Below are 14,144 nucleotides of genomic sequence, written 5' to 3' on the forward strand. Positions count from 1 at the left end.
TAGCCAACAGGGTTCCCATATGTTAGAGTGTTGCTTTGTGTTGCGCAACAGTCTGGCTCTAAGCCATTGCAGGGAATAGGTTTAACTGCAATGGAGGAATCAGGCGCGCGCGATTGGCTTGATTAGATTTCTTCTCAGATTGTTAAGGCATGCCTGATTACATTTACCTTCTCGAAAAGCGACTCACCCCAGCCCAACAGAAAGCAATCCAACAGGTTCGTGACGCAGCCCGCGATGCGGGAATGACGGTATTTCTTACCGGCGGCGCTGTGCGCGACCTCTCGACGGGATCGTCGGTCCGCGACCTCGATTTCACGGTCCAGGGAAATGCGACCAAGTTAAAGAAATCATTGGAGAAGGCTGGCGCGAAGCTGTGGGGCGAGTATGAGCCTACGCGCACTCTCTTCTTCTGGTTCCCAGGCAGTGCGAGGGTCGAAGTGTCCAGTGCGCGGCGCGAGGAATACCCGAAGCCGGGCAAGCCGGTCTATCACTGGGCTCCGATTCTTGAGGATTTGCGGCGGCGCGATTTTACGGCGAACGCCATGGCGATTTCGCTCAATGAGGGGTCGTATGGGCTTTTGCTGGATCCGCTGAATGGAATGGCGGATATTGAGGCGCGGCATATCCGGCTGGTAAGTGCCTATGGATTCATTGAGGATCCTTCGCGGCTGCTGCGCGCCACCCGCCTGAAGGCGCGACTGGGCTGGGATATGGACGAACGGACCCAGGCACGGTACGAAAATGCGAAGGGTGACGCCCTGATCGATTCGATTCCGGCGCACCTTAAAGGGTATGAGCTGGAAGAGATCGGACACGAGGAAGATGGCCTGCGCGCGTTGAAGGCGCTCGAATCCGAAGGCTGGATGAAGCATATTTTTCCGGCATGGACGAGTTCGAAGGTTGACGTGCACGGGCTGGAGCATTTGCGCGAGAACTACTATCAGTTGCTCATCCAGGGCGTTCATCCGGACATTTCCGCGGCGCAGATGGAGTTGCTGACGGCCAAGATGCTGCCGAAAGACATCTCGGCGCTCAAGAAGAGCTTTGTTCGCCCGGGATTCGTGGAGCAGTGGAACCACCTGGAAGCCGAGACCAGGGAGTTCACGAAAGTACTTACCGGCAAGGGCGCGACAACTGCTTCGGCAACCTGGAAGCTGCTGACTTCGTATCAGCCGGAACCGATTCTGTGGCTGGCGCATACCGGCAAGGGTGCGGCAATTCAGAACAAGTTCAAAAACTTCTTTACCGTCTGGCCGGAAGCCAAGCAGAAGGTTCCCGCCGCGCTGATGCAGGAGATGCGCATCACACCCCAGATTGAGCGGTACGATGAGCTGCTGCGTGAGCTCTTCTTCAACCTGATTGATGGCAAGCTGCAGACCGATGAGGAGATGAAGGCGTTTCTTGAGCCATATTCTCCGCCCGCACCGCCCCCGCCGGTTACGATTCGCCGCTCGCGAAAGAAAGCGGCGGAGCCCAAGATCAAGTCAGAGAAGCCGTCGGATGAAGATCTCGATGAGGAAGGGATGCCGCGGATCGAGGATATGGATCTGGAGGGTGATGATCTCGACGAGCCAGGCGATGAGGAAGAGGCTGACGAGGGAGAGGCCAAACCGGTTGCAAAGGGCAAAGCCGCGTCTGCCACTCCCGCCAAGAAAGAAGCCGAGAAGAAGGTGTCGACGCCAGCGAAGGCTGCGGCGGCTGCTCCGGCTAAGATTGCCAAGAAGGAAGCTGCGAAGCCGGCAGCCAAGGCGGTTCCGGCGAAGAGCGCTGCTCCGGTGAAGAAGGCTGCGGTTGCACCTGCTCATAATCATGCAGCGGCGCATGCAAAACCGGTGAAGAAGGCTGCGGTTCCTGAAAAGAAAGCGGCGGTGCCTGCGAAGAAACCTGTTGCGAAGAAGCCCGCACCCAAGCCTGTTGCCAAGAAGACAGCGAAACCAACTCCCAAGCCAGCGGTGAAGAAGGCTGCTCCAAAGGCTGCCAAGCCTGCGAAGAAAGCAGCGAAGAAGAAGCGCTAACCATAGATTCTTTTCGCCAGCGCCATGCTACTGTCGTGAGCCGATAGTCTGGCGCGCGGTTTTGTTGTTGTGCTGAGTTCTTTTCCTAGCGTGGCGATGCGTTCAATACTCAATCTTTGTCGTGCTATCTGCCCATGCCTGAAAGCTTTCCCATGCTTCTTCGCGGAGAAGCTCATGCTCGGGGATGATGCGCTGCGTACGCGGCAGAGCTAACTGCTGATAGAGGAAGAAGTCGGCAAAATTGATGCGGTCGGCATCTTCGGCGCGGTTGCCGTAGTAGATGCTCCTGATATGTGCCCAGTACGAGGCGGCCCAGCACATGGGGCAGGGCTCGCAACTGGTGTAGAGATCGCACTCGCTTAAATCAAAGGTGTCGAGATTTCGGCAGGCGTCGCGGATTGCATTCACTTCGGCGTGCGCAGTGGCGTCGTTTGTGGCGGTGACCGTGTTCACACCTTCGCCGACGATCCTGCCGTCCTTGACGATGACGGCGCCGAACGGGCCTCCCGCGTTGGTGCGGACGTTTTCTGTTGCGAGCGCGATGGCCCGGCGCATGAATTCTTGATCGAGATCAGTTGCCATACTGTTTCGGAAAAACCGTAATCAGTATGGCACGGGTTTACTCGTGACGCAGCGCTTTGATGGGATCAATGGTTGCGGCACGGCGTGCCGGCACGAGACTTGCTGCGAGGGCTATCGAAATCAGCATGAGAGCAGCGCCACCAAGCGTGAGCGGATCATAAGACTTGAGGCCGAAGAGCATGCTGGCGATCAGGCGTCCCATGGCAATTGCGATGGCGAGGCCGGCAAAGATGCCAATGACTGCCAGCCATGAGGCTTCGCGCAGGATCATGCGCAGCACTCGTCCCGACTGTGCTCCGAGCGCCATGCGGATGCCGATTTCATTGGTACGCCGCGCGACGGTGTAGGCCATGATGCCGTAGATGCCGATGCAGGCGAGCACTAGGGCGAGGATTCCGAAGCCGCTTGTGAGGGAAGCGAAGATGCGCTCCTCTTTTGTCGAATCCTCAATCTGTTCGTTTTGCGTGCGAATGTCGAGCAGAGGGAGGTCCTTATCGACGGAAGCGACGGCATCACGAAGAGCCTGCACAAGGACTGCTTGCGCTGTGCGGCTGTGGATCTCATAGGTCATGCTTTGTTCGCCGTCTAATTGTTGCCGGTAAGGCATATAGAAGGTTGCGGGCGGATCGTCGCGCAGGCTGGGATATCTGGCATCGCCACTTACGCCGATAATCTCGATATGTTTCTTTTTCGATAGAAAGGTCCTGCCAAGGGGATTGGTATTCGGGAAGAATTTCTTAACTAGCTGCTCGTCGACAACGGCGACGAGGCGCGATGTTTCGGTATCGGTTTGATTGAAGCCTCGGCCTGCCTTAATCGGAATGCCCATCGTCTCAAAGTAGTTTTGCCCCACGGCATTGTCGTCGGCATAGGCATCGTCGTTCGATTTTTGCGGCATGCCATCGGGGAAGAAATCATTGTTGGATGTGCCGCCAGTGATCAAGGGAACTTTGGAAAGGGTGACGGAGTCGACTCCGGGAATGGTGGAGAGCTGTTCCTCAATTCGGCGGTATAGCGCAATGTCTTTGGGCGCGGCATACCGTGTGCGCGGCGGTTGAATTTCAAAGAGGGTCAGATGGTCGGGGCGGAAGCCGAGATGACTCTTATCGAGATTCACCAGAGTGCGCACGAAGAGTCCGGCTCCCACCAGGAGCAGCATCGACAAGGCAACTTGAACAACAACGAGTGTTTTCCCGGCAAGGTTTCTGCTGCGCTGCGTTGCGGACTGAGTATTGTCTTTGAGGCCGCTGCTGACCTGTGTTCGCGTTGCCTGCCATGCGGGCGCGAGACCGAAGAGCAATCCGGTAAAGATGGAAACAGCGGCAGTAAAGCCGAAAACTTTCCAATCGAAATGGACGGTCGCTACCGCCGTCTCCCAGGAAGACGACATCAGATGTGGAACAAGGTTGCGCCCGAAGTAGCCGAGTATCAATCCTGCGATGCCGCCAGCCATGGAAAGCAAGAGGCTCTCGGTGAACATCTGGCGCAGAATGCGACCGCGTCCGGCGCCGAGCGCAAGGCGAACGCTCATTTCGCGTTGTCGACTGCTGGCGCGGGCGAGAAGCAAGTTCGCCAGATTTGCGCAGGCCAGGAGAAGAACAAATCCTGCCAGAGCCATAAGCACATACACTGGCTTTGCAAAATTGCGCCCCGCCGGGTCATCGCCGCGGCTCCCGTCTCGCAAGGCGAAGTGGGGGACTTCCTCGTCTTTTTTTATCGTCATGGTGGAGCGCACAGCATCTCTCAAAACAACATCCAGTGCTGCTTGCGCCGATACATCGGAGATGCCCGGTTTGGCGCGGCCCATCACCAGCACCCACCACTCGTCCGGATTGGTTAAAAGCGAGGAAGCCCAACTGGGCGCGGCAATCGGTTCCATGCTGAAGGGCAGAAATATGTCCGGCGAGATTTGCACGTTGGCTGTGCCTGTAAAGCCTGGAGGGTTAACACCAATGATGGTGATGGGCGTAAGGTTCACTTCGATTTTCTTGCCCACAACGTCAGGTGAGCGACCGAAGCGGCGCGACCAGAATCCGTCACTAATGACAGCAACGGGACCACTGAGAGGTCCAGCATCGTCCGAGTTCTGGATGCCGCGTCCTAACACAGTTCTGACACCGAGCGAAGAGTAGTAATTTCCGGACACAAGCTCCGCTGTAACCGCGTTTGCCTTGTTGTCAATTGTTGCCGAGAGCCGACTAAAGATTTTGAAGGCAAACACGTCCTCAAAGACGCGGTTTTGCTGGCGGAGTTGCTGGTAAACCGGATACGAGAAAGAGGTGCAACTGTACTTTCCGTCCGGAGTTCTTTCCCAATGACCCCACAGGCGATGTATGGCCCTATGCTTCTCTGGTGAAGTCCAGGAGAAAAGCCGCAGATCTTCCGGCTTGGGGACGGCGAGCTTGTCGAGCAAGACCTGCCTGGCGAGGGTGAAGATTGTCGTGTTGGCCCCAATGCCGAGGCCGAGGGAGCATATCGCAATTACTGTAAAGCTGGGGCTCTTGGCCAGCATGCGTATCGCATAGCGAAGGTCGGCGCGCAGCTCATCCCATGCTCGCGTTCCCCAGGCGGCGCGGCAGTTTTCTTTTTGTGCGGCGAGACCGCCTAATTCGGCTCGCGCCCGCCGAAAAGCCTCTTCGCGGGGAAGCCCGCTGCGCATCAGATCGTTCGCGTAGGCTTCGATGTGGAAGGCGAGCTCGTCTTCAATCTCGCTGTTCAGCTGTTCGGGGCGTGTCACAGCTTTCCACCATGTTGCGATACGGCTTGCGAGGCTCATGCTTTCTCCGATTGAATGCGGTTGAATTTGTAGCCTATTCGTGACGCAGCGCTCTTATTGGGTCGACGTGAGCCGCGCGCCATGCGGGCACGAGGCTTGCCGCCAACGCAACAAGAGCGAGCAAGAGCGCGGCCATGCCGAGTGTCAGGGGGTCATAGGGCTTGAGTCCGAAAAGCATGCTGGCGATGAGCCTGCCCATTGCTACGGCGGCGCTGAGACCGACGACGATGCCCACGATTGCCATCCATGACGCTTCGCGCAGAATCATGCGCAGTACTCTACCTGCCTGCGCTCCGAGCGCCATGCGAATGCCGATTTCGTTGGTTCGGCGCGCAACGGTGTAGGCCATAATGCCGTAGATACCAATGCAGGCGAGCACGAGCGCGAGGATACCGAAGCCGCTGGTGAGTGAGGCGAAGATGCGCTCCTGCCTGGTTGTGTCTTCAATCTGCTCGTTTTGCGTGCGGATGTCTTGCAATGGTAAATCTTTATCGACGGATGCCACGGTGCTGCGCAGCGAGGGAACAATTGCCTCTGGCTTCATGTGCGTGTGCACAGCAAACGTCATGAATTCCGCATCTTCTTGTTGCCTGTAGAGGGCATAAAAAGTCGGAGGTGCATCGCGGCGCAGGTCATCGTACTTTGCGTCCTGGCATATGCCGATAATTACAACGCGTTGAGGATGGGCGGGATCGCCGGTTCTGAAAGTTCTGCCGACAGGGCTGATCTTGGGGAAGAACTTGTTCGCGAGCGTTTGATTGATCACTGCTACCTTCGATGATGTCTCGGTGTCCCGTTCATTGAAACCGCGCCCCGCTATGATGGGAATATTGAAAGTGGAGAAAAAGTGTTGTCCAACTGCGTTGAAGGAAACATGCTGGCTATTGGTTGTCGACGGCTGATCATCCGGGTCGAAGGAGTGACCCGAAATATTGTGTGAGATGAGTGGTACCTGTAAAGGTGCTACTGAATCGACACCCTGCAGTGCCGTGAGCTTTTCTTCCATCTGATGGTAAAGCGGGACTCCTTTTCCGTTCGGATATCGTGTTGGCGGCAGTTGCAAATCAAACAGCACGATATGGTCGGGGGAAAATCCCATATGCGTATTGTTGAGATTCGTCAGTGTGCGGACAAAAAGCCCCGCGCCCACCAGCAGCAACATTGAGAGCGTAACCTGAATCACGACAAGAGTCTTTCCCGTGACATTACGTTTACGCTGTGTTGCCATCTGCGCGTTATCTTTGAGGCCAGAGCTGACCTGAGTACGCGTAGCCTGCCATGCAGGGGCGAGGCCAAAGAGTAAGCCCGTAAAAATTGAGATGGCGGCCGTAAATGCAAAGATCATCCAGTTAAACTTGGCATTGATCGCGGGCGCTTCCCATGAAGAGGACAACAGGTGAGGAATGGCGTTTCTCGCGTAATAGCCTAGGAGCAGGCCGGCAACACCGCCCGCAAGAGAAAGCAACAGACTCTCTGTAAGCATCTGGCGCAGAATGCGTGCGCGACCGGCGCCCAGAGCGAGGCGAACACTCATTTCGCGCTGGCGGCTGCTGGCGCGAGCCAGCAGCAAGTTGGCTAGATTTGCGCAAGCCAACAGAAGCACAAAAGCGGCGAGCGAGGTGAGGACGTAGACCGGCTTGCCAAGTTCGCCACCGATTTCATTCTGACCGCGTCTGCCGTCCTGCAACTCCAGTCGTGGAATCTCGTCATTTTTGCCTACGGTCATCGTCGCGCGGACTGCATCGCTCAGATCCACATCGAGCGCCGCTCGCGCGGTCTCTGGAGAAATGCCCAGTTTAAGCCTGCCCATCATCATCACCCACCAAAGATTTCTGTCCGTGAGCAGAGAGGCGCTGAATTTTGGCGCAACGATGGGCTGCATGCTAAACGGTAAAAAAATGTCGGGCGAGCTTTGCACTTCATAAACGCCGGTAAAGTCAGGCGGGTTGACGCCGATGATCGTCATCGGCGTGGAGTTCACTTCGATCTTCTTGCCGATGACATTCGGCGATCGTCCAAAACGTCGGGACCAGTACCCATAGCTGATGAGCATCACAGGACCACTGCCTACCGCACCGTCATCTGTTTCTACAATGGAACGCCCAAGCAAGGGCCGGACGCCAAGGTCGCGATAGTAGTTCCCTGAAACCATCTGTGAAGTGATAACTTCCGCCTTATTGTCGATGGTCGCTGTCATCCGTCCATAGTTTTTGAAGGCGAAGATGTCCTGAAGAACATGGTTGTGTTGACGAAGTTGCTGGTAGACAGGGTAGGAGAATGAAGTGATCAGCGTCTTTCCAGATGGAGTTTCATCATAGTATCCCCACGAGCCGTGAACTACCCCCTTGTCGCCCTGTGTCAGCGCGAAGAGCCGCAGCTCTTCCGGATGAGGAACTGCCAGTCTGTCGAGGAGGATTGACTTGGTGACGGTGAAGATGATGGTGTTGGCTCCGATTCCGAGGGCCAGGGAGCATATCGCGATTGTGGTGAAACTTGGACTCTTTGCCAGCATGCGTATCGCATAGCGAAGGTCGGCGCGCAGCTCATCCCATGCGCGCGTTCCCCAGGCGGCGCGGCAGTTTTCTTTTTGTGCGGCGAGACCGCCTAATTCGGCTCGCGCTCGCCGAAAAGCCTCTTCGCGAGGAAGCCCGCTGCGCATCAGATCGTTCGCGTAGGCTTCGATGTGGAAGGCGAGCTCGTCTTCCATCTCGCTGTTCAGCTGTTCGGGGCGTGTCACAGCTTTCCACCACGTGGCGATGCGGTGCACCAGCCTCATACTTCCTCCGGCTTGGCGCTCAGGACTGCGCCGATGGCGTCGGCCATGTGGTTCCATTTTTCTGTCTCAGTATGCAGGCGGCGGCGGCCAGCGGCAGTGAGCCGGTAGAACTTGGCCTTGCGATTGTTCTCGCTTTGACCCCATTCGCTTGCGATCCAACCCTCGTGTTCCAGTCGATATAGCGCGGGATAAAGCGAACCCTGCTGGATCTCAAGCCGATTGCCGGAGATTTGCTGGATACGCAGAAGCACACCGTATCCATGCAGCGGGCTGAGGGAAACAGCTTTGAGCACCATCATGTCCAGGGTGCCTTGCAGAAGATCATTTTGTTTGGGCGCCACGCGTTCTCCTAGATTGACTAGGAGGATAGCGTGACACTCCTAGACAGTCAAGGAGGAAGATTCTTCGGAAATCAGGCGCGGCCGCCGAGCCCGCCGCACACTCGTCCGCATAGAATGCGGGTATGCGCAGGGTGGTCATCAGTGGTCCACCGCCGGTCCAGGTCCTTGATGTGACGGGCCCACTGGAGGTCTTCTCGAATGTTCCCGACTATCAGGTAGAGGTGGTCTCCTGGGATGGTTCGGATCACCTCGCGACCAATCGGGGTATCAGTATCGGGAATGCTGTGTCGCGCGAGAGCGTCTCCGGCGCTATCGACACTCTCGTTATCGCAGGGGGCCCGGGCGCCGAGAGCGGCGAATACAACGCCAACTATCTTCGCTGGGTTGCCGAGGTGGCCCGGAGGTCTCGGCGTGTTGCCTCCATCTGTACGGGAGCGTTTGTGCTCGCTGCAGCCGGCCTGCTCGACGGCAAGAGAGCCGTCACTCACTGGAGCTTCTGCGACCGGCTGGCGCGCGAATTTCCCAAAGTCGACGTTCTGCCTAATCCGATCTTTCTTCGCGACGGTTCGATCTACACTTCGGCGGGCATTACCTCAGGAATTGATCTTTCCCTCGCTCTCGTCGAAGAAGATCATGGGCATCAGACAGCGCTGAGCGTTGCACGGCAACTTGTTATGTTCCTCGTTCGCCCCGGAGGTCAGGCACAGTACAGCCACATGCTCTCCCGACAGGCAACGACTTTCGAACCCCTGCGCGAGCTGCAGGTTTACATGCTCGAAAATCTCAAGGCTGATCTCTCGGTTGAAGCTCTGGCCGAGCGAATCGGGATGAGCCCCAGACATTTTTCACGCGTCTGTCTGCGGGAGATGAAGATGAATCCAGGGCAGTTCGTTGATCGTCTGCGCGTAGAAGCAGCACAGCAGATGATCGACAGCTCGTCGATGGGATTGAAGGAAATTGCGGACGCGTGTGGCTTTGGATCTGCGGATTCGATGCGCCGCACCTTTCAGCGTGTGATGGGAATCACCGCAGGCGAATATATGGAACGATTCAAGCGTGTGAAAGCTTAATTTTTCCGTCCGAATGTGCGGGAAGGAAAGGCCCTGCTCGCTGGCGCAAGGCCTTCTGTCTGTATCCGGGGGCTCGGGGCGATCAGCCAATCCAGTTGGAGTTGCGGATCACGCTGCAGAAGTTTCCGCGCACGAACTTTGGATCCTTGTCCGCGAGGACATCGGCCTTGACATTACCGAAGGTGGTGTCGGGCCTGTTGTGAATGCCGTTGTAGAAAGCCTGGAGGATGTCTTCCTTGAAGTTCGGGGTCCGCGGGTATTCGGCGACTACGGCGTTACGCACATCGTCGGAATATTTCTCATACGCAATGCCCAGCACGTCCATTTCGACGCCTGCGGTTACGAGTGCGATGACCGGATGCATGTATTGAGGAATGCCCGGTGTCGTATGCAGGGCAATCGCGGTCCATACGGTGTCGATGTCCTGTTGCGAGATGCCGCGTTCGCACAGGAAGTTACGCGCGGCGTTGGCGCCGTCCACCTCGAAGCGATCTGCGGTGCTGTAGCTAGGCACGAGACCAATGTCATGGAACATTGCACCGGCATAGAGAAGTTCGGGGTCGAACTTGAGGCCGCTCTGTTTGCCTGCGATTGCTCCGAAGTAGTAAACGCGGCTGGAATGGTTGAAGAGAAGCTCGGTCTCCGTGTCTCGGATGAATTCCTGGATTTCGCTCGCGAGCCTGGTGTCGGGAATGCTAACGCCTGCAATGGAAGTGATTGTGTTGGCCATTTGATTCTCCTGTGAGGGACTCACAGGATCAACAGTAGCTCTCATAGATTGAGAGCGCCATGACATCGATACAGCAAATTCGGACATGCTAGGGATCTAAGTGGCGCGAGCTTTCCTCGGCGCCATTTCCATCGCCTGAGAAAGCAGAAACCTGCGGAAGGTTCCAAGCACTCCTGTGGGTTCCGGGCCTGAGGGATATGCCATCGAGAATCGTCGCGACAATTTGAGACCGTTTACTCTCGCGACCTTTAATGATCCAAGTGAAAGCTGATTTCGTACAGCCCACCGTGAAGCGAACGAGACTCCAAGGCCAGCTTCTACGGCACTGAGCAGACCTTCCGTCGAATCCAGCTCCATGCTGATGTTCAGATCTTTCGTCTTCACTCCGGCCTTCGATAATGCCTGCTCAACGACTCTCCTTGAGCCGGAGCCAAATTCACGCATGAGCAGAGGTTCGCTTTTCAAATCTTCCAACTCTACCTCATGGTTAGCCCAACCGTGGTTTGCCGGAACGACAAGGATCATGTGATCTTCCATGAAAGGTTCGATATGCAGGTCCTTACGCTGCTCCGGCCCTTCGATAAGAGCGAGATGGATCTCGCGGGCAAGCAGAGCCTCAAGCATCTCGTCTGTGTTGCCGCTGCGAGCCGTGACTCTGATCCTGGGGTTTGTCCGGCGAAATCCGGCAACAAATATCGGCAACACATAGTAACCGATGGTTTGAGAGGCTCCCAATGCCAGTTCGCCTGCCTGCTGCCCGAACGCCGCATTGACTGCAGCGACGGCCTCGTCGGAAAGCTCCTTCATCTTCTCGGTAAAAGGCAATAGAGCCTTTCCACCGGCAGTCAGCGCGATATGGCCGCCTCCCCGATCGAAAAGTGGGAGACCGAACTCATCTTCCAGCGCCTTTATCTGCTGGGTCACTGCCGGTTGCGTAAGGAGCAGTTCCTCGGCTGCGCGGCTGAAGTTCAGATGGTGGGCAACGGTTCTGAATACCCGGATGCGGAAGTTCTCGATCATGACCCGTTCCGTCTCCTCTTTCTTTAAGGTTTGACCCGGGTCCGCATCTCCTCATGGCGCTCAACTCTATCTCGATCTTCTGTTTTATTGCGCAGGCTCCGGGCTGGCAATTCCATATAAGGAATCACGTGATATCGTACGCGCAACAAAAGAGGCAAGCAGACAGCAGGGGATGATGACTGGCAGAAGGTGCCATTGGCCGGTCAACTCTACTGCCATCAGAGCTGCCATCAGCGGAGCGTGCGTCACGGCAGCCATCAGAGCTCCCATGCCACACAGCCCCAGCACCAAGGCATAGGACAAGTGCAGACAATGACCTGCTACGAGACCAAGGGCAGCGCCGGCGAAAAGCGTTGGAGTAAAGACACCTCCAATTGTGCCGGTTCCCACGCAGAAGGTTGTAGCGGCGATGCGACACCCCAATGCACTAATGATGCTGAGGAGTGTTGTTTTGTTTCGAAGTATTCCTACGAGCGCGGCGTCGCCGTTTCCCCAGACTCTCGGCTCGATCAGGCTAAGCAGGCCAACCGCCAACCCGCTCCACAACAATGCAAGCGGCAAGCGGCTTGCGGCTCTGGAAAGATGAAGAAGCTTTTGATAGGCGGGGCCGGAGGCGCCAAGGATGACAGCCAATGGAAAAACCCATAACAATTCCGGTGTCATAGGCAGCCTTCCTGCTATCGGGAAGAGAGGTCCGGCGCCCAACACCGCACGACTGACAATCCACCCAGAGGCGGAAGCCAGCAGCAATGGCAGAATGTCGATCCAGGCACACTCTCCGAGGACAATCTCTGCTCCGAAGAATGCTCCGGCAATCGGCGCCTGATAGGCTGCCGCAACTGCAGCTGCAGCGCCATAGGCAACTTGCCGCGAGAGAGAAAAATTTCGTGTGGGGAATCGGCCGCCGACCCACGAGGTAGTTGCAGCGGCAAACTGGATCATGACTCCTTCGCGCCCAATTGCCGCGCCGGTGGCTATGGGAAAGGCGGATGCGACAGTTCGCCAAAGCGTCGAAAGAAAAGGAATCCGGCCGTTTTTCAATCGAACAGCCTCGACGTATTCTTCGAAGTCAAGACCTGACCTCAAGCGGCGCATGAGCCAGACCACAAAAGTCGCTAATGCTGCTCCGATGATCGGGGTCAGGACTCGACGCGCAGGCTGGAAGCTTGTCGCCGCTACGGGTAACATCCCGGTCTGCTGTACAAAGATCCACTGTAGAAGGCGGAAGAAAAGCCTCACTGCGACGCAAGCCGATCCGCTTGCTACCCCCAGGAGTGCCGCCCATGCAGCCGATGTCAGCCATGTTGTTACAGCATTCTCTGTTGCCTCGGCTTTGGTGAGTGTCGCGGTTGTCATGCCGCTACCCACTCGCCCACGGCATCAGTCGTTGGGATATCTGTCTCAATTTCCTGGGCATGTGCGCTTTGTTGACTCAGGCGCGCTTTCAGTGTGAAGGCAAGATCGACGGCTTGTTGACGGATCTCCGGAATGGCGATGGATTCAAGCAGGTCACCGAGACGCCCGGGCCCGAGATTAAAGATGGTCTCCGAAGCTTGCCCACTCGCATCGATGAGGGCTCCATTTTCTGCGCAATGAAATCCCGCACCCAGAGGGCCGGGAATCACGAGGCCTTTCTCAAACAGATTGTGGAGCAGAGTCGAGGAAGTACGGCGATAGTTCATGCTCGGCCCAGTGCAGTTGATTACTCGATCGGCGTAGAAGCTATCCTTGCCGATGCCTGTACGGACCGTCACTTGAGCTCCCGCAGGAGAAGCATCAACAGCGTGCAGGTGGCCTTCGCGGATCTCGAGAGTTCCGTTCCGGAGCTCAGCTTCAATGATGTCGGCGATTGGCGGGGCCATGCGGTGGCGTACCACTTCCCACCTACGCTGGAGATGACGGCGGAAACGCTTCTGTTCCTCAATCGGAAGACGTAACCACAAGTCATTCGTCGTCTCACGGAGGCTGTCTATGGCCGCTCTCCATTCGGCGCTGTTTCGAATCGCAGTCCGCAGAGCGCGGAGATACGCGACGCAGGTTGCGGGTGTACTCAGTGGAATTGCGGTTGTATTCAGAGGGCTGTAGTCCTCATGTCTATTCGGAAAGACGCCGTGACGGGATACGGCAATGATCTTTCCCCTGTGGCCTCGCTCACGCAATCTGAGCAGAACGTCAACGCCTGTAAGACCTGTTCCGACGAGAGCCACAGGCTCACACGGACCCAATCGTGCATAGGTTTCTGATAACCATGCATTGTTGTGATACAAGCCAGACTCAGTTGCGGCTTTCGTGATTCCGGGAAGGGGAGCAGGATCGAAGTTTCCAGTTGCAAGAACGATCAGATCGGCCCGGAGTTCGCACCCGTTATCCAGCGTCAGGACGGCGCCGGCGTCATACGGCTGAAGATCGGTAACCGTTGCAATCTCGTGCCTGAGTCCGGTCGTCGTTGCCAGGAGAGACTGGATGTATCGGCCAAAGACAGCTCGTGGCGCAAAGGTTTTTTCGGTTGCTGCGGAGTCATGATTCTTGCGCAGCCAGTTGAGAAAATGATCTGGCTGATCTGGCAGTGCGCTGATCTTTCCTGCCGGAACATTGAGCAGATGACGCAGGCTGGGCGTCGAATAGGCCAAGCCAAGGCCGAGATCAGGTCGCCGGTCGATGATGATGAGTCGGGCTTGTGTTCTTTGCCGAATAAGATGGAAAGCTGTAAGTGCCCCGCTTACTCCACCCCCTATGATTGCGATTGTCCTGGTTAGTTCGTTCGATGTCGTCATAATACTTCGACATTAGGTGGAACTCTGCACCGATGGAATTCGCAAATTCTAATACGGTAT

Annotated in this window: 10 protein-coding genes; 2 read left to right on the plus strand and 8 right to left on the minus strand. The window is 56.5% G+C overall.

Features of this window, described 5'->3' with window-relative positions; genetic code table 11:
- The first annotated feature begins 149 nt into the window (after window positions 1-149).
- Complete coding sequence (locus H7849_RS07420; RefSeq protein ID WP_186745358.1) at window positions 150-2,015, plus strand: CCA tRNA nucleotidyltransferase; 1,866 nt, start codon at window positions 150-152, stop codon at window positions 2,013-2,015.
- 102 nt (window positions 2,016-2,117) lie between these two features.
- On the opposite strand, the gene H7849_RS07425 is transcribed toward H7849_RS07420, so the two are convergent.
- Genes H7849_RS07425 through H7849_RS07440 form a run of 4 tightly spaced genes read right to left on the minus strand, consistent with a single transcriptional unit; the run spans window position 2,118 to window position 8,490 of the window.
- Window positions 2,118-2,597, minus strand: coding sequence for a nucleoside deaminase (locus H7849_RS07425; RefSeq protein ID WP_186745360.1), 480 nt, complete (start codon window positions 2,595-2,597; stop codon window positions 2,118-2,120).
- Window positions 2,598-2,634: 37 nt separating this feature from the next.
- Window positions 2,635-5,373 (minus strand): ABC transporter permease, encoded by a 2,739-nt coding sequence (locus H7849_RS07430; protein ID WP_186745362.1) that lies wholly within the window; start codon window positions 5,371-5,373, stop codon window positions 2,635-2,637.
- Window positions 5,374-5,407: 34 nt separating this feature from the next.
- Window positions 5,408-8,149 (minus strand): ABC transporter permease, encoded by a 2,742-nt coding sequence (locus H7849_RS07435; RefSeq protein ID WP_186745364.1) that lies wholly within the window; start codon window positions 8,147-8,149, stop codon window positions 5,408-5,410.
- Entirely contained in the window at window positions 8,146-8,490 is a 345-nt protein-coding gene (locus H7849_RS07440) for a PadR family transcriptional regulator (protein ID WP_285288937.1), read from the minus strand. Before H7849_RS07440 ends, H7849_RS07435 begins: the two co-directional genes overlap by 4 nt.
- 122 nt (window positions 8,491-8,612) lie before the next feature.
- On the opposite strand from H7849_RS07440, the gene H7849_RS07445 reads away from it, so the two are divergent.
- Window positions 8,613-9,560 carry a GlxA family transcriptional regulator gene (locus H7849_RS07445; protein ID WP_186745366.1) on the plus strand — a complete coding sequence of 316 codons (948 nt, stop codon included), beginning with the start codon at window positions 8,613-8,615 and terminating at the stop codon, window positions 9,558-9,560.
- Window positions 9,561-9,642: 82 nt separating this feature from the next.
- On the opposite strand, the gene H7849_RS07450 is transcribed toward H7849_RS07445, so the two are convergent.
- The 4 genes from H7849_RS07450 to H7849_RS07465 all read right to left on the minus strand — a co-directional run bounded on the left by H7849_RS07450 (window position 9,643) and on the right by H7849_RS07465 (window position 14,084).
- Window positions 9,643-10,290: an HD domain-containing protein gene (locus H7849_RS07450; protein ID WP_186745367.1), complete on the minus strand. Its 648-nt coding sequence runs from the start codon at window positions 10,288-10,290 to the stop codon at window positions 9,643-9,645.
- A 96-nt stretch (window positions 10,291-10,386) separates the two neighbouring features.
- Window positions 10,387-11,310, minus strand: a complete 924-nt coding sequence (locus tag H7849_RS07455; RefSeq protein ID WP_186745368.1) for a LysR family transcriptional regulator — start codon at window positions 11,308-11,310, stop codon at window positions 10,387-10,389.
- 84 nt (window positions 11,311-11,394) lie between these two features.
- Window positions 11,395-12,666, minus strand: a complete 1,272-nt coding sequence (locus H7849_RS07460) for a chloride channel protein (protein ID WP_186745369.1) — start codon at window positions 12,664-12,666, stop codon at window positions 11,395-11,397.
- Window positions 12,663-14,084, minus strand: a complete 1,422-nt coding sequence (locus tag H7849_RS07465) for an FAD/NAD(P)-binding protein (RefSeq protein WP_186745370.1) — start codon at window positions 14,082-14,084, stop codon at window positions 12,663-12,665. Before H7849_RS07465 ends, H7849_RS07460 begins: the two co-directional genes overlap by 4 nt.
- Between the last annotated feature and the right edge of the window lie 60 nt (window positions 14,085-14,144).

It is taken from the genome of Alloacidobacterium dinghuense (assembly GCF_014274465.1).
Lineage (GTDB): Bacteria > Acidobacteriota > Terriglobia > Terriglobales > Acidobacteriaceae > Alloacidobacterium > Alloacidobacterium dinghuense.